Annotated in this window: 19 protein-coding genes; 13 read left to right on the forward strand and 6 right to left on the reverse strand. The window is 73.2% G+C overall.

The annotated features are described in order from the left end of the window. The first annotated feature begins 130 nt into the window (after positions 1 to 130). The 4 genes from pyrH to rlmN are packed head-to-tail and all read left to right on the forward strand — an operon-like array spanning position 131 to position 3,646. Complete coding sequence (gene pyrH / locus ACI3ET_RS06775) at positions 131 to 910, forward strand: UMP kinase (protein WP_405032233.1); 780 nt, start codon at positions 131 to 133, stop codon at positions 908 to 910. A gap of 48 nt (positions 911 to 958) precedes the next feature. Then, positions 959 to 1,525 (forward strand): ribosome recycling factor, encoded by a 567-nt coding sequence (gene frr / locus ACI3ET_RS06780; protein ID WP_405032234.1) that lies wholly within the window; start codon positions 959 to 961, stop codon positions 1,523 to 1,525. A 33-nt stretch (positions 1,526 to 1,558) separates the two neighbouring features. Beyond that, a complete protein-coding gene (locus ACI3ET_RS06785; RefSeq protein WP_405032235.1) occupies positions 1,559 to 2,425 on the forward strand; it encodes a phosphatidate cytidylyltransferase in 867 nt (288 codons plus the stop codon). Positions 2,426 to 2,452: 27 nt separating this feature from the next. After that, a complete protein-coding gene (rlmN, locus tag ACI3ET_RS06790; RefSeq protein ID WP_405032236.1) occupies positions 2,453 to 3,646 on the forward strand; it encodes a dual-specificity RNA methyltransferase RlmN in 1,194 nt (397 codons plus the stop codon). On the opposite strand, the gene ACI3ET_RS06795 is transcribed toward rlmN, so the two are convergent. Both ACI3ET_RS06795 and ACI3ET_RS06800 read right to left on the reverse strand, forming a co-directional pair. After that, entirely contained in the window at positions 3,643 to 4,239 is a 597-nt protein-coding gene (locus ACI3ET_RS06795; RefSeq protein WP_405032237.1) for a mycothiol transferase, read from the reverse strand. The genes rlmN and ACI3ET_RS06795 overlap by 4 nt on opposite strands. A gap of 104 nt (positions 4,240 to 4,343) precedes the next feature. Then, positions 4,344 to 5,546: an LOG family protein gene (locus tag ACI3ET_RS06800; RefSeq protein ID WP_405032238.1), complete on the reverse strand. Its 1,203-nt coding sequence runs from the start codon at positions 5,544 to 5,546 to the stop codon at positions 4,344 to 4,346. Between the two features lie 62 nt (positions 5,547 to 5,608). Between ACI3ET_RS06800 and ACI3ET_RS06805 the strand changes: the two genes are divergently transcribed. After that, positions 5,609 to 7,525 carry a propionyl-CoA synthetase gene (locus tag ACI3ET_RS06805; RefSeq protein WP_405032239.1) on the forward strand — a complete coding sequence of 639 codons (1,917 nt, stop codon included), beginning with the start codon at positions 5,609 to 5,611 and terminating at the stop codon, positions 7,523 to 7,525. 351 nt (positions 7,526 to 7,876) lie between these two features. Here the strand turns inward: ACI3ET_RS06805 and ACI3ET_RS06810 are convergent, their stop codons facing one another. Beyond that, positions 7,877 to 8,587, reverse strand: a complete 711-nt coding sequence (locus tag ACI3ET_RS06810) for a hypothetical protein (RefSeq protein WP_405032240.1) — start codon at positions 8,585 to 8,587, stop codon at positions 7,877 to 7,879. Positions 8,588 to 9,051: 464 nt separating this feature from the next. On the opposite strand from ACI3ET_RS06810, the gene ACI3ET_RS06815 reads away from it, so the two are divergent. The 7 genes from ACI3ET_RS06815 to ACI3ET_RS06845 are packed head-to-tail and all read left to right on the forward strand — an operon-like array spanning position 9,052 to position 15,307. After that, positions 9,052 to 9,183 carry a hypothetical protein gene (locus ACI3ET_RS06815; protein WP_405032242.1) on the forward strand — a complete coding sequence of 44 codons (132 nt, stop codon included), beginning with the start codon at positions 9,052 to 9,054 and terminating at the stop codon, positions 9,181 to 9,183. Beyond that, positions 9,180 to 9,965 (forward strand): hypothetical protein, encoded by a 786-nt coding sequence (locus ACI3ET_RS06820; RefSeq protein ID WP_405032243.1) that lies wholly within the window; start codon positions 9,180 to 9,182, stop codon positions 9,963 to 9,965. The genes ACI3ET_RS06815 and ACI3ET_RS06820 overlap by 4 nt, the downstream gene beginning before the upstream one ends. Next, positions 9,962 to 11,203, forward strand: a complete 1,242-nt coding sequence (dxr, locus tag ACI3ET_RS06825; RefSeq protein WP_405032244.1) for a 1-deoxy-D-xylulose-5-phosphate reductoisomerase — start codon at positions 9,962 to 9,964, stop codon at positions 11,201 to 11,203. Before ACI3ET_RS06820 ends, dxr begins: the two co-directional genes overlap by 4 nt. Further along, positions 11,200 to 12,519 (forward strand): M50 family metallopeptidase, encoded by a 1,320-nt coding sequence (locus tag ACI3ET_RS06830; protein WP_405032245.1) that lies wholly within the window; start codon positions 11,200 to 11,202, stop codon positions 12,517 to 12,519. Before dxr ends, ACI3ET_RS06830 begins: the two co-directional genes overlap by 4 nt. Before the next feature lie 30 nt (positions 12,520 to 12,549). After that, positions 12,550 to 13,716 (forward strand): flavodoxin-dependent (E)-4-hydroxy-3-methylbut-2-enyl-diphosphate synthase, encoded by a 1,167-nt coding sequence (ispG, locus tag ACI3ET_RS06835; protein ID WP_405032246.1) that lies wholly within the window; start codon positions 12,550 to 12,552, stop codon positions 13,714 to 13,716. 17 nt (positions 13,717 to 13,733) lie between these two features. Further along, positions 13,734 to 14,570, forward strand: a complete 837-nt coding sequence (locus tag ACI3ET_RS06840; protein ID WP_405032247.1) for a GNAT family N-acetyltransferase — start codon at positions 13,734 to 13,736, stop codon at positions 14,568 to 14,570. A 26-nt stretch (positions 14,571 to 14,596) separates the two neighbouring features. Beyond that, a complete protein-coding gene (locus tag ACI3ET_RS06845; protein ID WP_405032248.1) occupies positions 14,597 to 15,307 on the forward strand; it encodes a nucleoside/nucleotide kinase family protein in 711 nt (236 codons plus the stop codon). A gap of 50 nt (positions 15,308 to 15,357) precedes the next feature. Here the strand turns inward: ACI3ET_RS06845 and glpK are convergent, their stop codons facing one another. Both glpK and ACI3ET_RS06855 read right to left on the reverse strand, forming a co-directional pair. Next, complete coding sequence (gene glpK, locus ACI3ET_RS06850; RefSeq protein ID WP_405032249.1) at positions 15,358 to 16,875, reverse strand: glycerol kinase GlpK; 1,518 nt, start codon at positions 16,873 to 16,875, stop codon at positions 15,358 to 15,360. 4 nt (positions 16,876 to 16,879) lie between these two features. After that, positions 16,880 to 18,625: a glycerol-3-phosphate dehydrogenase/oxidase gene (locus ACI3ET_RS06855; protein WP_405032250.1), complete on the reverse strand. Its 1,746-nt coding sequence runs from the start codon at positions 18,623 to 18,625 to the stop codon at positions 16,880 to 16,882. Positions 18,626 to 18,753: 128 nt separating this feature from the next. On the opposite strand from ACI3ET_RS06855, the gene ACI3ET_RS06860 reads away from it, so the two are divergent. Then, positions 18,754 to 19,596: a GNAT family N-acetyltransferase gene (locus ACI3ET_RS06860; protein ID WP_405032251.1), complete on the forward strand. Its 843-nt coding sequence runs from the start codon at positions 18,754 to 18,756 to the stop codon at positions 19,594 to 19,596. Between the two features lie 3 nt (positions 19,597 to 19,599). On the opposite strand, the gene ACI3ET_RS06865 is transcribed toward ACI3ET_RS06860, so the two are convergent. Then, the gene (locus ACI3ET_RS06865) at positions 19,600 to 21,696 is read right to left on the reverse strand and encodes a prolyl oligopeptidase family serine peptidase (protein ID WP_405032252.1); all 2,097 of its coding nucleotides are present in this window, start codon (positions 21,694 to 21,696) and stop codon (positions 19,600 to 19,602) included. Positions 21,697 to 21,797 lie beyond the last annotated feature (101 nt).

Consider the following 21,797-nt stretch of genomic DNA (forward strand, 5'->3'; position numbering starts at 1 on the left):
CCCTGGGGGGCGCCCCCCTTTTCTGCGGTGTGCGCCCCCCCCCCGCGTCCGGGGACCGACCGCCGGTGTGGCACGTCACGACCGTGTGGCAGGATCGGGCGACCGCCCACGCACCCCCGGGAGACCTCGTATGACCACGTCCGCGTCCATCCCCGCCACCGTGCAGACCCCCACCTCCCCGGCGGCGCCCGAGGACGGGCACACCTCTCGACGCGTGCTGCTCAAGCTCTCCGGGGAGGCCTTCGGGGGCGGCAAGGTGGGGCTCGACCCCGACGTCGTCAAGGGGATCGCCCGCCAGATCGCGGTCGCGCACGGCAGCGGCGCACAGATCGCCGTGGTGATGGGCGGGGGCAACTTCTTCCGCGGTGCCCAGCTGCAGCAGCGGGGCATGGAACGCGCGCGGGCCGACTACATGGGCATGCTCGGCACGGTGATGAACTGCCTGGCTCTCCAGGACTACCTGGAGAAGGAGGGCGTGGACACCCGCGTGCAGACCGCGATCACGATGGGTCAGGTCGCCGAGCCCTACATCCCGCGCAAGGCGATCCGCCACCTCGAGAAGGGCCGCGTGGTGATCTTCGGTGCGGGAGCCGGTATGCCGTACTTCTCCACCGACACCGTCTCCGCGCAGCGCGCGCTGGAGATCCACTGCGACGAGGTGCTGATGAGCAAGAACGGCGTCGACGGCGTCTACACCGCCGACCCGAGGACCGACGACAGGGCGGTCAAGCTCGAGGAGCTGACGTTCACCGAGGCGCTGGCCAGCAACCTGCGCGTGGTCGACGCCGCCGCCTTCAGCCTGTGCATGGACAACGACCTGCCGATGCGTGTTTTCGGCATCGACGGCGAGGACGCGGTGACCCGCGCACTCCGGGGTGAGAAGATCGGGACACTGGTCACCGCGGGCTGAGCGCGCGCACCCCCAACGAAACACGTCACGAAGGAGCACACCGCAGCGATGTCCGAAGTCATCGAGATGGCCCTCATGGAGGCCGAGGAGAAGATGGACAAGGCTCTGGAGGTGGCTCGTGACGACATGTCCTCGATCCGCACCGGCCGCGCCCACCCGGGCATGTTCGCCAGGATCGAGGTCGACTACTACGGGGCCCCGACCCCCATGCAGCAGCTCGCCTCCTTCACCGTGCAGGACGCCCGCACGCTGCTCATCACCCCCTACGACAAGGCGGCGATGAGCGAGATCGAGAAGGCCCTGCGCTCGGCCGACCTGGGTGCCAACCCCGGCAACGACGGCAACGCGATCCGGATCGTCATGCCGCAGCTGACCGAGGAGCGCCGCCGCGAGTACATCAAGCTCGCGCACAGCAAGGGCGAGGACGCCAAGGTCTCCGTGCGGCACGTGCGGCGGCACACGAAGGACGTCATCGACCGCGCCGTCAAGGACGGCGAGGTCGGCGAGGACGAGGGGACGCGGGCGGAGAAGGAGCTGGAGGCGATGACGAAGAAGGCCGTCGACGGCGTCGACGACATCCTCAAGCACAAGGAGGCCGAGCTGCTCGACGTCTGAGCAGCCGGCCCGGACACCCCCTACCCTTGCGCCATGGCTGAGACGGTGGGCGAACGGGCGCAGACGCGGAGGGCGCTGCGGGCCCGCGCGGGCCAGTCGCCGCCGAAGGCGGGTCGCAACCTGACCGCCGCGACCGCGGTCGGGCTGGCACTCATCGCCGTGGTGGTCGCGAGCCTCTACCTCTACACCCCGCTGTTCGTGGGGCTCGTCACCCTCTTCGCGGTCCTCGGCGTCTGGGAGCTCGACCACGCCCTGCGGCAAGGGCGGATCTGGGTCCCCCTCCCCCCGGTGCTGCTGGCCGCGGGGCTGGTGCCCCTCGCCTACGTCGCCGGGCCCGACGGTCTCGCCGCCGGGTTCGCGGCGGTCACGGCGATCATCGTCCTCTGGCGCTCCGTCGGCGACCCCGTCGGCGCGCTCACCGACGTCGCCGGCGGCGTCTTCGTCGTCGCCTACCTGCCGGTGCTCGCGGCGATCACGATGCTCATGGTCGCCGAGCCGGACGGGGTGGGGCGCATCCTCACCTACGTCCTGGTGACGGTGGCGAGCGACACCGGGGGGTATGTCGTGGGCGTGCTGCGCGGGCGGACCCCGATGGCACCCTCGTTGTCGCCGAAGAAGTCCTGGGAGGGCTTCGCCGGGTCCGTCGGCACCAGCGCCGTGGTCGGCGCCCTCGCGGTCGTCCTCCTGCTGGACGGACCCTGGTGGGTGGGGTGTGTCGTCGGCGCGGTCGCGGCCTGCTTCGCCACCGTCGGGGACCTCGCCGAGTCGTCGATCAAGCGCGACCTCGGCATCAAGGACATGGGTCACCTGCTGCCGGGGCACGGCGGAGTCATGGACCGCCTTGACTCGCTGCTGGTCACCGCCCCGGTGTGCTGGGCACTCCTGCACGTTCTTCTCTGAGGCGCAACCCCTGCGACAATGGCGGGGATGACCACCGAGCTGCCGACCCCGACCTCCCGACCCGCCCCCGGCGCGCTGACCTTCGCCGCGCCCCGGCGGGGCAAGGCCCCCACCCACCTGGCCGACCTGGACCTCGCCGGTCGCAAGGCCTGGGCGCAGGAGCTCGGCGTGCCGGGCTTCCGTGCCGACCAGGTCTCACGCCACTACTTCGAGCGGTTGACCACCGACCCGCAGGAGATGACGGACCTGCCCAAGGGGGGGCGTGACGAGCTCGTCGGCACGCTGCTGCCGCCGCTGCTCACGCCGGTCCGCACCCTGTCGGCCGACGAGGGCGCCACCCTCAAGCAGGTGCACCGGCTGCACGACGGGGCCATGGTCGAGTCGGTGCTCATGCGCTACCCGGGCAGGGTCACGATCTGCATCTCGAGCCAGGCGGGGTGCGGGATGAACTGCCCGTTCTGCGCCACCGGCCAGCAGGGGCTGACCCGTAACCTCTCGACCGCTGAGATCGTCGAGCAGGTCGCGGCCGCCGCCCGGGCCGTGCGCCACGGCGATCTCGCCGGCGGGACCGCTGTGGAGAACGAGGACGCCGACCACGAGCCGCCCACCGTCGAGCAGGCCCTGCGGGTCAGCAACGTGGTCTTCATGGGGATGGGGGAGGCGCTGGCCAACTACAAGGCTGCGCTCGGCGCGATCCACCGGCTCGTGGACCCGGCCCCCGAGGGGCTGGGCATGTCGGCGCGGGGCGTCACGATGTCGACGGTCGGGCTCGTGCCCGCGATGGACAAGCTGGCGGGGGAGGGGATCCCGGTGACGCTCGCGCTGAGCCTGCACGCCCCGGACGACGAGCTGCGCGACGAGCTGGTGCCGATCAACACCCGGTGGAAGGTGGACGAGGCCCTCGACGCCGCCCGCCGCTACTTCGACGCCACCGGCCGGCGGGTCAGCATCGAGTACGCGCTCATCAGGGACATCAACGACCAGGCGTGGCGGGCCGACCTGCTGGGCGAGAAGCTCAACGCCCGCGGGCGGGGGTGGGTGCACGTCAACCCCATCCCGCTCAACCCGACGCCCGGGAGCAAGTGGACCGCGTCCCGGCGGGGGGTCGAGCAGCAGTTCGTCGAGCGGCTGCGCGCGCACGGCATACCGACGACGGTGCGGGACACCCGAGGCTCCGAGATCGACGGTGCCTGCGGCCAGCTGGCCGCCGTGACCGACTAGGCCACCGGCTCCGCGGGCAGCATCGGCCAGTCCCGCGGCGGGTCCTCGCCGGTGCGTCCGTCGATCGCCTCGCGCAGCAGGTCCATGTGCCCGGTGTGCCGGCCGTACTCCTCGAGGATGTCGTGCAGGTGCCGGCGCACGCTCGGCCGCGACCCCTCGACGTCGAGGTGGCCCGGCTGGTCCAGCCCGCCCTCGGCGAGCAGGCGCCTCAGCGTGGCGCGCGAGCGGGCGACCGCAGCCGCCCACAGCCCGTAGACCTCCTCGGCCGTCTCGTCGGGGCCGACCGTGAACTGCCAGTGCCCGACCTCCTCCTCCGGCACCGACAGCCAGGTCACCGGCGGTTGCCCGGCCATGCGCCAGCAGAAGACGTCGTCCTCGCACACGGCCAGGTGCTTGAGCAGGCCGCCGACGGTCAGCTCCGACGACGGGACCGCTCGCGCCCTCAGCTGCTCGACGTCCAGTCCGTCGGCCTTCCACCGGAAGGTCGCGCGCAGGCGTTCGAGGGTGCCGACGGCGTGCTCCACGTCGGTGCCGGCCAGGGGAGGCTCCCAGGGCGGGTCGGTGGTCGGGTCGGCGGTGGGGGTCGCCGTCATGGGCTGCTCCTTCGTCGGGGGGTATGTCGTGCTCCGACGCTAGCCCTGGGCCGGGGGCGGTGTCAGCACCGCAGGAGCGACCTGCGGACAGGCGCTGACCGCGATCAGCCCGCAGCCAGGACCGCGGCGGCCTCGTCCACGGTCCCCACGAGGTGCAGCGACCCGTCCATCGGACGCCACCGGCCCAGGGCCCGCAGGAGCGGCCACACCGGAAGGTGCGTGGTCCAGTGCTCCACCCCCACCAGGACCAGCGGGGCCGCCCGTTCGTCGACCCCGTAGTAGAGCCGTGTGGCCATCTGGAAGATCTCCTGGACCGTGCCGGCGGCACCGGGCAGCACGACCAGGCCGGCACGGGAGTGCGCGAGCAGCAGGTCTTCCCGGAGGGCGTTGGAGAAGAACTTGGCCACCAGCTGGCCGAACGCGTTGGGCGGCTCGTGGCCGTAGTACCAGGTCGGGATGCCCACGCTGCGCACCCGCTGGGGCTGGGGCGGGCCGAGCTCGAGCCGCGCCCGTAGCGCGGGTGCCGCCCACGCCGCGATGTCCGCGGCGAAGTCCGGGACCGCAGCGACCTGCCCCAGGGTGGCGGCGAGCGTGTCGTGGTCGGGCGCCCACGCCCCGAGGTTCGCGGCCTCCATCGCGCCCGGTCCGCCGCCGGTGACCACCAGTGCGCCGGACTGGGCGAGCCGGTGGCCCAGCAGCGCGGCCGAGGCGTAGTCGTCGCTGCCCCGGCGCAGGGCGTGCCCGCCCATCACCCCGACGACCTCCCGGCCCTCGACGACCGCGGCCAGGGCGTCCGTCATCGCGTCGTCGTGGATCGCGCGGAGCGCGCTGACGTAGGCGTCGTGCTGCAGGGCCGCGTCCTGGGACCAGGCGTAGGCGCGGGCGTCCACGGTGCCGACGTAGCCGGCCTCGTCCATCCCCGCGTAGAGCTCCTGCGGCGTGTAGAGCCGGGCCCGGTAGGGGTCGACGGGTGCGCGGGGGTCGGCGGGGAAGATGATCGCGCCGTGCCGCCGCAGGTGCTGCTCGATCTCCTCGTCCAGCGTGCCGCCGAGCACCACCAGGTCGCTGAGGTCGTCGCGACCCAGCAGCAGGTCACGGTGCTCGCGCAGGTCCAGCCCCTGCAGCCGCAGGTTGTGCAGCGGTTCGGCCCCCCGCAGCACCGTCTCCCAGGCGAGGTCGTCCTCGACCTCGCGGCCGCCGACCGGCCGCAGGCCCTCGGCCCGCGGGTAGCGCACCTCCGGGGCGTCGGAGCAGCCCCCGACCACCCGCGCGCCCTGCGCGTCGACGCGCCCCTGGCTCCACCGCATACCCGGGAATCTAGTCGCCACCCCGCCTCGCGGTGCTCCCCGGCCATCCGGTTTGATGAAGCATGACCACCGACGCACAGCAGGGATATCGCGACATGGTCGCGGCCAGCCTGGAGGACCCGGACACGTTCTGGGGCGAGGCGGCCGGGCTCATCGACTGGATCACCCGACCGGTGCAGGTCCTCGACGACGCGGACCCCCCGTTCTACCGCTGGTTCACCGGCGGACGGCTCAATGTCTGCTTCAACGCCCTCGACAGGCACGTCGTCCACGGGCGGGCGGACCAGACGGCGCTCATCTACGACAGCCCGGTCACCGGTTCGCGCCGTGACTACACCTACGCCCAGCTCCTCGACCTGGTGGCCCGGTTCGCGGGGGTGCTGCGCGACCTGGGGGTGCGCAAGGGCGACCGCGTCGTGGTCTACATGCCGATGATCCCCGAGGCCGTGGTCGCGATGCTCGCCTGCGCGCGGATCGGCGCGGTCCACTCGGTGGTGTTCGGCGGCTTCGCCCCTGCCGAGCTCGCCGCCCGCATCGAGGACGCCGCCCCGAAGGTCGTGGTGACGGCGTCCTGCGGCATCGAGCCCTCGCGCGTCATCCCCTACAAGCCGATGCTCGACGAGGCGATCCACCGCTCGTCGCACAAGCCGGACCACTGCGTGATCGTCCAGCGCGAGCAGCTGACCTGCGAGATGGGGGAGCGCGACCTCGACTGGAAGCAGGTGATGAACCCCGACTCGGTGGCGCCGGCGGAGATCGTGCCCGTCGAGGCCACCGACCCGCTCTACGTGCTCTACACCTCCGGCACGACGGGTCGTCCCAAGGGCATCGTGCGGGACAGCGGAGGGTATGCCGTGGCGCTGCGGTGGTCGATGACGAACCTCTACGGCGTGCAGCCGGGGGAGACGTGGCTGTGCGGCTCCGACGTCGGGTGGGTGGTCGGCCACTCCTACATCGTCTACGCCCCCCTGCTGACCGGGGCGACGACGATCCTCTTCGAGGGCAAGCCGGTCGGCACCCCCGACGCCGGGACCTACTGGCGGATGATCGAGGAGCACGGCGTGGTGGCGGCCTTCACCGCGCCCACGGCGATCCGGGCGATCAAGAAGCAGGACCCCGACGCCACCCTGCTGCGGGGCCGGGACATCTCGTCGCTGCGGACCCTCTTCCTCGCCGGCGAGCGTCTGGACCCGGAGACCTGGCGGTGGGCCACCGAGCACCTGGGCGTGCCGGTGGTCGACAACTGGTGGCAGACCGAGACGGGTTGGCCGATCGCCACCAACCCGGTCGGGGTGGCGCCGTTCGACATCAAGCCGGGCAGCCCGACCCTGGCGACGGTGGGGTACGACGTGCAGGTGCTGGACGAGACCGGCACGCCCGTGCCGCCCGGGGTGGAGGGAGCGATCTGCCTGCGCCTGCCGCTCCCGCCCGGCACCCTGCCCACGCTCTGGGGCGACGACGACCGCTACGTGTCCTCCTACCTGTCCGCCTTCGAGGGCTACTACCTCTCCGGCGACGGCGGCTACGTCGACGAGGACGGCTACGTCTTCGTCATGGGGCGCACCGACGACGTCCTCAACGTGGCGGGGCACCGGCTCTCGACCGGCTCCCTGGAGGAGGCGCTCGCCGGCCACCCGGCCGTCGCGGAGTGCGCGGTGATCGGCGTCGCCGACGCCCTCAAGGGGCAGGTGCCGCGGGCGCTCGTGGTGCTGAAGGCCGGGATCGACGTGCCGGACGACGCCGCCCGCCACGCGCTCGAGGCCGAGCTGGTGCAGCGGGTCCGCGACGAGGTCGGCCCGGTGGCGGCGCTGCGCCAGGTCGACGTCGTGGAGGCCCTGCCCAAGACCCGCTCGGGCAAGATCCTGCGCAAGACGATGCGCCAGATGGCCGACGGTGAGGAGGCGCAGGTGCCGTCCACGATCGAGGACGCGTCGGTGCTGGACGACCTGGCGGAGGTGCTGCGGCGGCCGGCCCGCTGACCACGGCCCTGTGGACAAGTTCTGCAGGCCCGGCACGGACCTTCCTACTCTCGAAGCGTGCCGGGAGACCTGACCCGGCCCGGACGGGAGGGGACGGACCATGGGGCATGTCGTGCGCGTCGACCCGGACCAGGTGGCTGCCGCGGCAGCCGGCCTGGACACCGTAGTCGCCGATCTGGAACGGGTCGCACAGGGGGCCGCGTGGGCGTGGCAGGCCGCAGCCCACGCGGCGGGAGGTCGTGAGCTCGCCGACGCCTGCACGGTCGCGGGCGACCAGGGGACGCGGTTGACCGCGGGTGTCGCGGGCGTGACGGGTCGGCTGGCCGGGGCCACGCGCGCGTCCGCACAGGCCTACCGGGAGGCAGAGCTCCTCGTGGCCCGGGTGTGGGCCGGGCGCGTGGACGCACAGACGCCGGGGGCGTCGTCGTGACCTGGGCGGGCGCCACGGCCGGAGGTCCCCTGCTGGCCTGCTCGTCCGAGGACCTGCGGGCCGCGGCCCGACAGCTGCGCGCGGCGGGGGCGCAGGTGGAGGAGCTGGCGGAGCGGGCCGGTGCGACGGTCGTCGTGGACGGTGGGTGGTCGGGACTGGCGGCGCTGGAGATGCAGGCCGCGGTCGAGTCCGCCCAGCGGCTGCTCCACGTCCTCGCCGGTCCTGGCCTGGAGGCGGCCGCCGTCCTCGATGAGGTCGCCGGAGCGGCCGAGGAGGCGCTCACCCAGGTGCGGCGCTGGGCGCGCGACGTCGACGACGCGCTGGACGAGCTCGGGGGACTGCGGGCCGTGGGACCGCCGCCGGAGTCGCTGCTGCAGGAGGCCTGGCGGCGCCGGGTGGCCGAGCTCGAGGCGCGCGTGGACCACGCACGTGAGCAGCTGCGTCGCACCGAGGAGGACTTCGCGGCCGTGCAGCGTCGGGCGGCGACGATCCTGGAGTCCGTCTGGTCGTCCGTCCAGACGGCGCTGGCCCACGTCGGGGTGCTCCACGACCTCCGCGGCAAGGCCAGCACCGTGGTGCGCCACGGCAGGCGAGCGGTCGTCTCGACGGTGGGCCTGGTCGCGCTGGCCCACCTGCGGTGGTCCCGGTCCGAGGAGCTGCGGAGCGCTGCCCGCACCAGGTTGGACGGATCGGTGTCCAAGGTCTGGGCGAAGCAGGTCGCTGCGGCGGAGGCGCTGCGCCAGGCGTCGGGGGTGCTGGCGCCCGCGCGGCGGCTGCTCGCCCGGGCCTCTGCGGTGGGGGCCTGGGCGCTCGCCGTCCAGGACGTGCGCACGGGAGCCGACCACGACGGTTGGCGGGCCGGGATCACGCGCGTCCTCGCCGGCGGCGCGGTCGTCGGGATGCCGGCGGCCGTGCTCCTGGTCGGGACCCCCGCCGGGCTCGTAGCCGTCGGAGCCGTCGGAGCCGTCTCCTGTGGCTGGCCGGCAACTGGCTCCACGACCACCGGGCCACGATCCTCCCGGCGGTCCGGTGGGGCGCGCGCCAGGTGGGTGAGGGGGCGCGTCAGGCGGGGCGCGGGGTCCGTCAGGTCGGTGGGGTGGTGCAGCGGGCCCAGGAGCGGGCGGGGCGCGGGCTCCGGCGGCTGCGGCGGCAGGCCCGGGACGTCGGCTCCGGCCTCCTGGACCGTCTCCCGCAGACCGTGCCGAGCGTCCCCGGGGCCTCGCCGTGACGGTGCCGTTCATCCTCCTGACCGGCACGGAGCTGGAGGTGCTCGAGGACGCGCACGCCCGGATGCTCGGCCCGGGTCGGGTGTCGGCCGACCCGGAGCCTGGTGCAGCCGTCCGGGAGGAGGCGCGCCGCTCGCTGACCGTCCGCGGCCTCGTCGGTGCCGACGGCGTCCTGCTCGAGGACGAGCCGCTGACCGAGCGGCTGGCCCTGGCCCTGGACGTCCGGGCCGGCAGCGAGGGGGTGCTCGTCGTGGAGCGCACCGTGCAGGTGGCCGAGCGCCCTGTCCGCGCGGCGCGGGTCGCCCACCTGACGCCGTTCGGTGCCTGCGTGGAGGACGTGGCCCACGACGACCTCCTCGGCGAGGTGCACGGGCTCGCCCTGCTGACCGGTCCCGCCGAGGTGACCCAGGCCCTGACCGACGTGCTGGTCCCGCTGCACGCGGCACCGGGGACGGGTCCTCCCCGCCGGGTACGGTCCTTGAGGGCGGCGGACCTGGTCCGGGACCTCGGCCGTCCCACCGTGCTGGCCGAGATCTCCTGGGCAGCTGCCGACCGCGGTCCCGGGCCACGCTCCGCCGTCGACCCCGGGGTCGACTCCTGGCTCGCCGCGCTCGGCCCTCGCGGGTGCTTCGGCGCCGCCCGGCCGACGGCGGGAGGTGGGAGGGACGGGCGGGAGGACGTCGTCCTCGCGCCGGTCGACCCCGAATGGGTCCGCGACCTCGTCGACCGCCTCGTGCGTGCGGTCGTGGTCGTCCCCGGAGAGGAGGGCACAATGACCGGGTGACGCAGCGCTCCGTGACTATCCTCGGCTCCACCGGCTCCATCGGCACCCAGGCGATCGAGGTCGTCGACGGCCACCCCGACCGGTTCACCGTCAGGGCCCTTGCGGCAGGCGGGTCCGACGTCGGTCTCCTCGCCCACCAGGCCGTGGCGCTGCGGGTGGAGCAGGTCGCCGTGGCGCGGGACGACGAACCGACCGTGCGAGAGCTGCGCGAGGCCCTGGTGCACGCCGCCGCCGAGGCCGGCCTCACGGCATACCGCCCCGAGGTCCTGGCTGGAGCCACGGCCGCCGAGACGGTGGCGGGCAACGGCGCTGACGTGGTGCTCAACGGCATCACCGGCAGCATCGGCCTGCGCCCGACGCTCGCGGCGCTGGCCGCCGGCAGCACCCTGGCGCTGGCCAACAAGGAGTCGCTCATCGTCGGGGGCCCCGTCGTGAAGGCGGCCGCCCGCCCGGACCAGATCGTGCCCGTCGACTCCGAGCACAGCGCGATCGCCCAGTGCCTGCGCGGCGGGCGGCGCGAGGAGGTCCGCCGCCTCGTGGTGACCGCCAGCGGAGGACCCTTCCGCGGGATGACGCGCGAGCAGCTGCGCGACGTGACCCCGCAGCAGGCGCTGGCCCACCCCACCTGGGACATGGGGCTGGTGGTGACCACCAACTCGGCCACCCTGGTCAACAAGGGGCTTGAGGTCATCGAGGCCCACCTGCTCTTCGACGTGCCCTACGACGACATCGGGGTCGTCGTGCACCCCCAGTCGGTCGTCCACTCGATGGTCGAGTTCGTCGACGGGTCCACGCTGGTCCAGGCCTCCCCGCCCACCATGCACATCCCGATCGCCCTCGGGCTGTCCTGGCCGGAGCGGCTCGCGGACGTGGCTGCCGCCTGCGACTGGAGCGGATCCGCCACGTGGGAGTTCGAGCCCCTCGACGACGAGGCCTTCCCGGCCGTGCGGCTCGCCGTCAGGGTCGGACGGGAGGGCGGCACCTTCCCGGCCGTCTACAACGCGGCGAACGAGGTGTGCGTCGCGGCCTTCCACGCCGGCGCCCTGGCCTTTCCCGAGATCGTCGACGTCGTGGCCCGGGTGGTCGAGGACCACGCCGGCCCCGGCGGGAACGGAATCGCCGCCCCGTCGGTTGACCTCAGCGTGGACCAGGTGCTCGCGGCCGACACCTGGGCCCGACGACGCGCCACCGAGCGGATCGGTGCGCTGGCCCACCAGACCCAGGAGGCGGCCCGATGATGTACCTGCTCGGCGTCCTCGTGATGGTGGTCGGCATCGCGCTGTCGATCGCGCTGCACGAGGTGGGCCACCTCGTGCCCGCCAAGATCTTCGGGGTCCGGGTGCCGCAGTACATGGTCGGCTTCGGGCCCACCCTGTGGTCCACCCGGCGTGGCGAGACAGAGTACGGCGTCAAGGCGGTCCCGCTCGGCGGCTACGTGCGGATGATCGGCATGTTCCCACCCCGCCCCGGCGACGGTGGTCGGCTGCGGGCCGGGTCCTCCAACCCGGTCCACCAGATGATCGAGCAGGCCCGCGCCGACTCGCTCGAGGAGGTGCGCCCCGGCGACGAGGACCGGGTGTTCTACCGGCTCCCGGTGTGGCAGCGCCTCGTCATCATGGCCGGTGGACCCCTGGTGAACGCGGCCATCGCGGTCGTGCTGCTCACCCTCGTCCTCACCGTCCACGGCATCGGCACCCTCTCACCGACGGTGTCGTCGGTGGCCCAGTGCGCCAACACCGACGTCACCGACGACGACTGCGCCGGCATGGAGCCGTCGCCCGCGCGCGCTGCCGGGCTGCAGGTCGGCGACACGATCGTCGCGGTCGACGGCACCGCGGTCTCGACGTGGGCCCAGACCGTCTACGCGATCCAGAACGCCGGGGACCAGGCGGTGTTCACCGTCGAGCGCGACAGCCAGCGCCAGGACCTCGCCGCCGACCTCGTCCTGCGCGAGCGTGAGCTCATCGGCCCGGACGGTCAGCCCCTGCTCGACGAGCAGGGGGACCCGGTGGTCGGGCAGGTGGGCTTCCTCGGCGCGACCCCCACCTTCGCGCTGGAGCAGCAGCCGCTGAGCGCCGTCCCGGCCTTCGTCGGCGACGCCTTCACCGGCACCGCCCGGGTCGTCCTCACCCTGCCGCAGCGGATGGCGGACGTGGCCCAGGCCGCCTTCGGCACCGAGGAGCGCGACGAGCAGGGTCCGATGTCCGTCGTCGGGGTCAGTCGGGTCGCCGGCGAGGTCGCCGAGGGCGGGCTCGGCGAGGGCTCCACGCTCACCGAGCGCTTCTGGGTGCTCCTGTCCCTCATCGCCTCGCTCAACATGGCCCTGTTCGTCTTCAACCTCATCCCGCTCCTGCCCCTGGACGGGGGGCACATCGTCGGGGCGCTGTGGGAGGGCGTCAAGAAGGCCTGGGCGCGCGTGCGCGGGCTGCCCGTGCCGGGGCCGGTCGACACCGCCAAGGCACTGCCGGTGGCGTACGCCGTGGCCGTCGGGCTGCTCGGGATGGGCGCCCTGCTCATCTACGCCGACATCGTCAACCCGATCAGGCTGGGCTGATTGCCAGCCACGCCTGAGATACTGACCGACATGACTGCTGGCACCCCCATCTCCCTCGGCATGCCCTCTGCCCCTCCGCCGGTCCTCGCGCCCCGGCGCCCGACCCGCAAGATCCGGGTCGGCAAGGTCGAGGTCGGGGGGGACGCGCCGATCTCGGTGCAGTCGATGACGACGACGCAGACCACCGACGTCAACGCCACCCTGCAGCAGATCGCCGAGCTGACGGCCACCGGGTGCGACATTGTCCGCGTGGCCTGCCCCACCCAGGACGACGCGGACGCGTTGCCGGCGATCGCCCGCAAGTCGCAGATCCCGGTCATCGCCGACATCCACTTCCAGCCCAAGTACGTCTACGCCGCCATCGACGCCGGCTGCGCCGCGGTGCGGGTCAACCCGGGCAACATCCGCAAGTTCGACGACCAGGTCAAGCAGATCGCGCGGGCCGCCAAGGACGCCGGGGTCTCGGTGCGCATCGGCGTCAACGCCGGCTCGCTCGACCCCCGCGTCATGAAGAAGTACGGCAAGGCCACTCCGGAGGCTCTCGTCGAGTCGGCGGTCTGGGAGGCGAGCCTGTTCGAGGAGCACGACTTCCACGACTTCAAGATCTCGGTCAAGCACAACGACCCCGTGGTGATGGTCCGCGCCTACGAGATGCTCTCCGAGCGCGGCGACTGGCCCCTGCACCTCGGCGTGACCGAGGCGGGCCCGGCCTTCCAGGGCACCATCAAGTCGTCGGTCGCCTTCGGCGCCCTGCTCTCCAAGGGGATCGGCGACACCATCCGCGTGTCCCTCTCGGCCCCGCCCGTCGAGGAGGTCAAGGTCGGCAACCAGATCCTGCAGAGCCTGAACCTCAAGCCGCGCAAGCTCGAGATCGTCTCCTGCCCGTCGTGCGGGCGTGCCCAGGTGGACGTCTACACGCTGGCCGAGGAGGTCACCAAGGGGCTGGAGGGGATGGAGGTCCCGCTGCGCGTGGCCGTGATGGGCTGCGTCGTCAACGGTCCCGGCGAGGCCCGCGAGGCCGACCTCGGGGTGGCCTCCGGCAACGGCAAGGGTCAGATCTTCGTCAAGGGGGTGGTCGTCAAGACCGTGCCGGAGTCGTTGATCGTCGAGACGCTCATCGAGGAGGCCATGCGCATCGCCGAGGACATGGAGGCCTCGGCCGAGGGCGGGGGTTCGCCCTCCGTCACCGTGGGCTGACCCGGTAGCGTCTGGTCATGGCCCCGGACCCCGTCAGCCCCGAGACCGCCCGACGTTCCACGGGCGAGGGGCAGGGTCTGGCATGGCAGCTGCTCGACCGGGCCGACCTGTCGGTCGTCCAAGAGCTCATCCCGCCCGGGGGCGGTGTCTCTGCCCATGCCCACGACCGGTCCCGGCAGTTCTTCCACGTCCTGCGCGGCGAGTGCACGGCCGTCGTCGGCGGACGCACGATCACCGTGCCGGAGGGCTCCGGGCTGGAGGTCGCCCCGCGGACCCGGCACGCGATCCGCAACGACGGCGAGGAGGACCTCGAGCTCCTCGTCGTCTCTGCACCACGCGTCGCCCGCGCGCCGACGCGCGCACGGGGCGGCACCCACGACCGTGGCGTCCTGGTCGTGGGTTCCTACCTGCGGCGCACGCGCCGCAACGACCTGCAGCGGGTGTCGGACATCGAGGCGGCGCTCGACACCCAGCAGTGGATCGGCGAGGGTGGGCTGGGGTGGCACGAGCAGGTCCTCGGCGACGCTGACATGGAGCACTGGGTGCTCGTCGACCGCCTCGACCACGTCGTCGCGTTCGGCGTGCTGGCAGGGGTCAGCACGCCCGGGGTCGTGGAGGTCCGGCGCATGGTCGTCGCGCCAGAGGGCCGCGGTCAGGGTCTGGGTCGAATCCTGCTGCGGCACCTGCTCGAGGAGGCCCTGGCCGGCTCGCCCACCACCCGCGTCTGGTTGGACGTCGGCGAGGACAACACCCGCGCCCGCAGTCTCTACCGCACGCTCGGCTTCGCCGAGAAGCCCCCGCCCCCCGACGCGGTCCTGCTCGACAACGGCCTCTACATGGAGTGGTCCCGCTAGCACGACGGGCCGCATACCCTTGCGGTATGTCGATGCCTGGCTTCCTGCCGACGCGCCAGCTGGTGCTGGTCGACCTGCTCGCGCTGATGCTGGCCACCCGGCCCGGGGAGCGGGCGATGGTCGCGGTGGACGGACCCGACGGCGTGGGCAAGACCCGGCTGGTCGGGGAACTCGTGGCCCTGGCCCCGCACGTGGCCGGGCGCGAGGTGCTGAGCGTGTCCGTCGACGGCTTCCACCACCCGCGCGCCCACCGGCACGCGCGGGGCAGCACGGCCAAGACCTTCTACCACGAGTCCTACGACTACGACGCGCTGCGGGCCAAGGTGCTCCGCCCCTTCCGCGCCGGACGCGAGATCGTGCCGGCCGTCCGGGACGTCGCCACGGACCAGCCCGTCCACCCCGACCCCGTCGAGCCCACGGACGACGCGCTGCTCATCGTCGAGGGCATCTTCCTGCGCCGGCCCGAGCTGGCGGGCGAGTGGGACGCGACCTGCCTGGTCACCGCGCCCCTGCGCGTGACCGTCCCGCGCGGCAACGCGCGCTTCCCCCGGGCCCGGGTCCCCGGCGACCACGACCCGGACCACCCGGCCAACGCCCGCTACGTGGGCGGTCAGCGGCTCTACGACCAGCAGGCGCGGCTGTGGCAGCCGACCTGGATCGTCGACCACAGCGACCTCCAGAGGCCCGAGCTGATCGTCCCGGACCCCGAGGAGCCGCAGTGGTTCGGGGACGGGTGACGACCGCCGCCTGAGGCGGTCGGTCGGGGCGGTCGGTCGGGCGGCGATGCCTACTCCTCCGTCGCCGCCGTGTCCTCGTCGACCCAGTCGAAGGTCCGTGTGACAGCCTTGCGCCACTGCCGGAACAGTCGCTCGCGCTCGGCCTCGCCGAGCTGCGGTCTCCACCGGCCGCCCTCCTCCCAGTTGTCGACCACGTCCTCCTCGCCGGCCCAGAAGCCGACCGCGATCCCGGCGGCGTAGGCCGCGCCCAGGGCGGTCGTCTCGGCCACCCGCGGCCGGACCACGTCGACGCCCAGGATGTCGGCCTGGAACTGCATCAGCGTCTCGTTGGCCACCATGCCGCCGTCGACGCGCAGCTCGCTGATCCGCACCCCCGAGTCCGCCTCCATCGCCTCCAGCACCTCCCTGGTCTGGTACGCCGTGGCCTCCAGGGCGGCGCGCGCCAGGTGCTCCTTGGTCACGTAGCGCGTCAGCCCGACGATCGCCCCCCGGGCGTCGTCCTTCCAGTAGGGCGCGAACAGCCCGGAGAACGCAGGGACGACGTAGCAGCCGCCGTTGTCGTCGACCTGGGACGCGAGCTCCTCGACCTCCGACGTCTCGTCGATGATCCCGAGGTTGTCCCGCAGCCACTGCACCAGCGACCCCGTCACCGCGATCGAGCCCTCGAGGGCGTAGACCGCCGGCGCGTCCCCGAACTGGTAGCACACGGTGGTCAGCAGGCCGTGCTCGCTGCGCACGATCTCGGTCCCGGTGTTGAGCAGCATGAAGTTGCCGGTCCCGTAGGTGTTCTTGGACATCCCGACCTCGAAGCAGGCCTGACCGACCGTCGCCGCCTGCTGGTCGCCGAGGATGCCGGCGATCGGCGTGCCGAGCTTGGAGCTGTGGCCGTAGACCTCCGAGGACGAGCAGATCCGCGGCAGCATCGCCGCAGGCACGCCCATGGCCGCGACCACGCCCTCGTCCCAGTCGAGGGTGCGCAGGTCCATGAGCATCGTGCGCGAGGCGTTGGTGACGTCCGTGACGTGGACGCCCCCCTCGGTCCCGCCGGTGAGGTTCCAGACCAGCCAGGAGTCGGTCGTCCCGAAGAGCAGGTCGCCGGCCTCGGCACGCTCGCGGGCACCGGGGACGTGGTCGAGGATCCACCGGATCTTCGGGCCGGCGAAGTAGGTCGCCAGCGGAAGCCCGCACACGTCCGTGAAGCGGCCGGGACCGTCGTCGCCCGCGAGCTCGGCGACCAGCGCGGCGGTCCGGGTGTCCTGCCACACGATCGCCGGGTGCACCGGCTCGCCGGTGTGCCGGTCCCACACGACGGTCGTCTCGCGCTGGTTGGTGATCCCGATGGCGGCGAGGTCGTCGCCGGTGAGGTTGGCCCTCCCCAGCGCCAGCCCGATGACCTCGCGGGTGCTGTCCCAGATCTCGACCGCGTCGTGCTCGACCCAGCCGGCCCGCGGGAAGTGCTGGGCGTGCTCCTGCTGCCCCACGGACACGATCTGGCCGCGGTGCCCGAAGACGATCGCACGGGTGCTCGTGGTGCCCTGGTCGATGGCGAGGACGAAGCGGGCAGCCATGTGCTCAGCCCTCCACCGGGTCCGCGGGGATGCCGCGCAGCACCCGGTCCCGTGCCGTCACCGCGGCCAGGTCGTCGGGGGCCGCCGCCGCTGCCTCGTCGGCGCGGACCCGCAGCAGGTAGTCCTCGATCTCGCGGGCCTCGTGCTCCACGCCCCAGCCGAGCCACTGCACCGCGATCTCGGCGATCTCAGGGACGGCGGCCAGCCCCTTGGACGGCTCCTCGTAGTAGAGCCTGGTGCGGCGCATCATGATGTCCTCCAGATGCAGGACGCCCTCGTAGATGCAGGCGTAGGCGATCTCGGCACGCAGGTAGGCGGGGGCGTGCGTCAGCGGCGTCGCCAGCGACGGGTCCTCGACGATGAGCTCGCGCAGCTCCTGGACGAGGGACCCGTAGCGGTGGAGGAGATGGTCGGTCAGCTGCTCGCTCCACCCGAACCTCTCCCGGAGGGCCGGCATCCGTCGCCGCATCGCCGCCTCGCCCTCCGCGCCGACCAGCGGGATCTGGGCGGTGATCGAGGGCAGCTCGGCGGCCAGGTCGCCGAGTGCGTGGTCGACCGCGTCCTCGGCCATCACCCGGTAGGTGGTCAGCTTGCCCCCGCCGACGACGGTCAGCCCCGGGGTGGGGCAGGCCACGGTGTGCTCACGGCTGACCCTGACCGAGTCGGTGCCGCGCTTGGTGCCGGGCTGCAGCAGGGGGCGCAGACCGGCATACACCCCGACCACGTCGTCGCGGGTCAGCGTGCTGGTCAGGGCGGCGTTCGCCCGCTCGAGGATGTAGTCGACGTCGGCCGCGGTGGCGACGGGGTGCTCCTTGCCCAGCTCCCACGGGGTGTCGGTGGTGCCGAGGATCCAGTAGCGCGCCCAGGGGATGAAGAACAGCACCGACCGCTCGGTGTGGAGGAACAGGCCGGTGCTGCCCTGGATCTTCTCGCGCGGGACCACCAGGTGGACCCCTTTTGAGGCTTGCACCCGCAGGCCGCCGTCGGTCTCGGCCAGGTCGGTGACGTCCTCGGTCCAGACGCCGGTGCACGAGACGACGTGGCGCGCCCGGGCCTCGATCGTGCGGCCCGACTCACGGTCGAGCAGGGTGGCGCCCACGACCCGGCCGGTGTCGTCCTTGAGCATGCCGACCACCTCGGTGCGGCTGGCGACCTCGGCACCGTAGGTGTGGGCCGTGCGGACCAGCGTGGCGACCAGTCGTGCGTCGTCGACGGTGGCGTCCCAGTACTTCACCGCACCGATCGCCTGGCCGACCCGCAGGTCGGGGAACTCCCGGGCCAGGGTGCGTCGGGAGGCGTGCTGGTGGATCGGCAGTGCGCGCTTGCCGGGCAGGAGGTTGGCGAGCAGGTCGTAGAGGGTGACGCCCGCGCCGTAGTACGCACGCTGCCAGATGCGGTGCTGCAGCGGGATGAGGAAGGGCATCGGCTTGACCAGGTGCGGTGCCAGGGTGTTGAGCAGCAGTCCGCGCTCGGTCAGCGCTTCGTGCACCAGCCCGAAGTCGAGCATCTGCAGGTAGCGCAGTCCGCCGTGCACGAGCTTCGTCGACCACTGCGAGGTGCCGGAGGCCCAGTCGCCGGCCTCGACCAGGACCGTGGACAGCCCTCGCGTCGCGGCGTCCAGCGCCGCGCCCGCCCCGGTGACCCCGCCACCGATCACGAGCACGTCGATCACCGCCCCTCCGGACCCGCTCTCCTCCAGGGCCCACAGGGCTTCGTCGCGGCTCCGGCCGGTGAGTGCCTTCGGTTGCATGATGTGCTGCCGACCCCTTCGTGAGGAGGTGTTCCTCGACCTCGGTCCACCCTCTCACCCGGGTCCGACAGCGGCATGAGGAGGGTCCGTCTCGACGGTGCCCAGGGTGGTGGGGCAGGCTGGTCCCCATGTTGCGCAGCATCGGTGCCGTCCGGGCCCTCGGCCTGCAGGACGTGGACGACGCCCTGGAGGTCTGCGCGCAGGACCCGGTCGCCAACGTCTTCGTCGCCGCGCGCATCCTCGAGAGCGGGCTGGCAGGCACCCGTGGGCCGCTCTTCGGCTACGACGTGGCGGGGGAGCGCGCGCTCTGCTGGTGCTCGGCCAACGTGGTCCCGGTCGAGGCGAGCCCCCGAGCCATCGGCGCCCTCGCCGCGAAGGTCGTCCGGCGCCGCACCTGGGCCAGCTCCATCTTCGGTCCCGCCGAGCAGGTGCTCGACCTGTGGGGCCGGCTGTCCCGGCACTGGGGCGACCCCCGCGAGGTCCGGGCGGACCAGTTCGTGATGACCATGAGCCACTCCCCCCTCGCCCTCGGGGTCGAGGTGGACCCGCACGTCCGCCCGGCCCGTCCCGACGAGCTCGACCTCGTCGTGCCCGCCGCGGCGGCCATGTTCACCGAGGAGATCGGCTACCCGCCCTACCGCGGCAGCGGCACGGCATACCGCCAGGGGGTCGCCGGCCTGATCGAGCGCGGCCACGCGCTCGTCCGGGTCGAGGAGGGCGAGGTCGTCTTCAAGGCCGACCTCGGCTCGGTGGCGCTCGGGGTCGCGCAGGTGCAGGGCGTGTGGGTCCACCCGCGCTGGCGGGGCCGCGGCCTGGCGGCCCCGGCGATGGCGGCGGTCGTGGAGCACACGCTGCGGCACGTCGCCCCGACCGTGACGCTCTACGTCAACGACTTCAACGAGCCGGCGGTCCGCACCTACCGCCGCGTGGGATTTGTGCAGACGGGCACGTTCGCGACCGTCCTGCTCTGAGGCTCACCCGGCCAGCCGCTCGTGCAGGAAGGTCCATGCCAGCGCGTGCCAGGTCGCCCACTGCTCGGCCGTGCTCGCCCCGCCGTGACCGCCCTCGGTGTTCTCCCAGTAGGTCACGTCGCGGCCGTGCTCCTCCAGGAGGGCAGCCATCTTCCGCGCGTGACCCGGGTGCACCCGGTCGTCGCGCGTCGACGTGGCCAGGTAGACGGGCGGCGTCGGGCGCTGCGGGTCGAGGTGCTGGTAGGGCGAGTAGGTCCGCAGCCACTCCCACTGCTCGGGGTCGTCGGGGTCGCCGTACTCGGCCATCCAGGACGCACCCGCCAGCAGCAGGTGGTAGCGCTCCATGTCGAGCAGCGGCACCTGGCACACCACCGCGCCGAAGTCCTCCGGGTAGCCGGTCAGCATGTTTCCCACGAGCAGCCCGCCGTTGGACCGTCCGGTGCAGCCGAGCCGCTCCACGGACGTGACGCCGCGCGCGACGAGGTCGCGCGCCACCGCCACGAAGTCCTCGTAGGCCCGGTGCCGCTCCGGTCCGAGGGCAGCCCGGTGCCACCGTGGCCCGAACTCACCGCCACCCCTGATGCCGGCGACGACGTGGACATGCCCGTGCGCGAGCCAGGCGCGCCCGACGATCGGGTCGTAGGCGGGGGTGAGCGCGTGCTCGAACCCTCCGTAGCCGTGCAGCACGGTCGGGGTGCTCCCGTCGAGCGGCAGCCCGGCCGGGCCGACCTGCCAGTAGGGCACCCGGGTGCCGTCGGCCGAGGTGGCCCAGTGCTGCGACACCTCGAGCCCGGAGGCGTCGAACCGCGCGGGTGCCGCCTTGAGCGGCTCGACGAGCGCCGTGACCGAAGCGTCCGCGCCCAGGTGCGCCACGGACAGCTCCATGGGCTGGAGGAACCCGGTCGTCACCAGCCACAGGTCGTCGCTCGTGTGCGCGTCGACCGCCGACACGCTCACCGTCCGCAGACCGACGTCGAGGGAGGCGGTGAGGTCCTCTGACGACCAGGTCCCCTCGGGCCCGGGGGAGTGGACCCGCACGGTATGACGCACGTCGACCAGCGCGGACGTGACCAGGTGGGAGGCGGTCCAGGTGAGGTCGACGAGCGCCGAGCGCTCGTCGGGGACGAACACGGCGACCCACTCCGCACGTCCGGCCACGACGTCCGCCAGCGGCGCGACGAGCAGGCTGCCCTGGGCCCAGGTCGTCTCCTGCCGGTCGACGGAGGAGGTGGTCCAGTCCTCCCGCAGGCGCACCGCCACGTGCTTCTGGTGGACGGAGGCGTCGGCGCTCACCGGCACCGGCACGCGCACCGGCCCGTCGTCGCCGAGCACGAGCGTCTCCTCGGCGTAGAAGGCGATGGCCCGGCGCAGGAGGGTCAAGCCGGTGTGCTGGTCGTGCTCGACGAAGAGGCCGAGGTCGGACTTGTCGACCGTGTGGACCACCTCGGCCTGCTCGACCGCGGTGCCCCTCTCCCACAGCCGGGCCGAGCGGGGGTAGCCCGAGCGCGTCGCGCCGGTCGGGTCCGCCGCCGAGGTGAGGTAGACGTGGTCGCGGTCGCGCCAGACCAGCCGGCCCTTGGCCTCGGCCTTCGCGAACCCCTCGGGCGCGGGGACCCACCGCCCGGTGGTCAGGTCGAGCTCGCGGGTGGTCCCGGCGTCCGCGCCCCCGCGGGAGAGGTGCACGAGCGCGCGGTCGTGCGTCGGCCGCAGCACGCTCGCCCCCTGCCACACCCACGGCGTGTCCTCGTCCCTCGCAAGCGCGTCGACGTCGACGAGGACCTCCCAGGTCGGGTCCTCGGTGCGGTAGCTCTCCCAGCTGGTGCGGCGCCATACCCCGCGGGGGTGCTCGGCGTCGGTCCAGAAGCCGTAGAGGTGGTCCCCGACCTGGGACACCAGGGGTATGCGGTCCGCCGCCTCGAGCGCCTCGCGCAGCCCGGCGTGCACCGGGGCGAAGAGGTGGTGCGCGCGCAGCCGGTCCTCGGCGGCGGTGCCGCGTAGGGTGACCCAGTCGAGCGCGGCCCCGGACTCCACCTCCTCGAGCCAGCGGTGGGGGTCGGTCGCGGTCCGGTCGTGCGGGGGCTGGGCGGGTGCGTCGGTCACGCGCCCCACCTCATCACACGACGGCGCTGCGACGAGGGACGGGGGACGGAGGGTTATGGTGTGTGCGTTCCACCACCAGCATGCAGAGGTGTGCATCGACG

It is taken from the genome of Ornithinimicrobium jinqii (assembly GCF_045032595.1).
In the GTDB taxonomy this organism is placed as follows: Bacteria; Actinomycetota; Actinomycetes; order Actinomycetales; family Dermatophilaceae; genus Ornithinicoccus.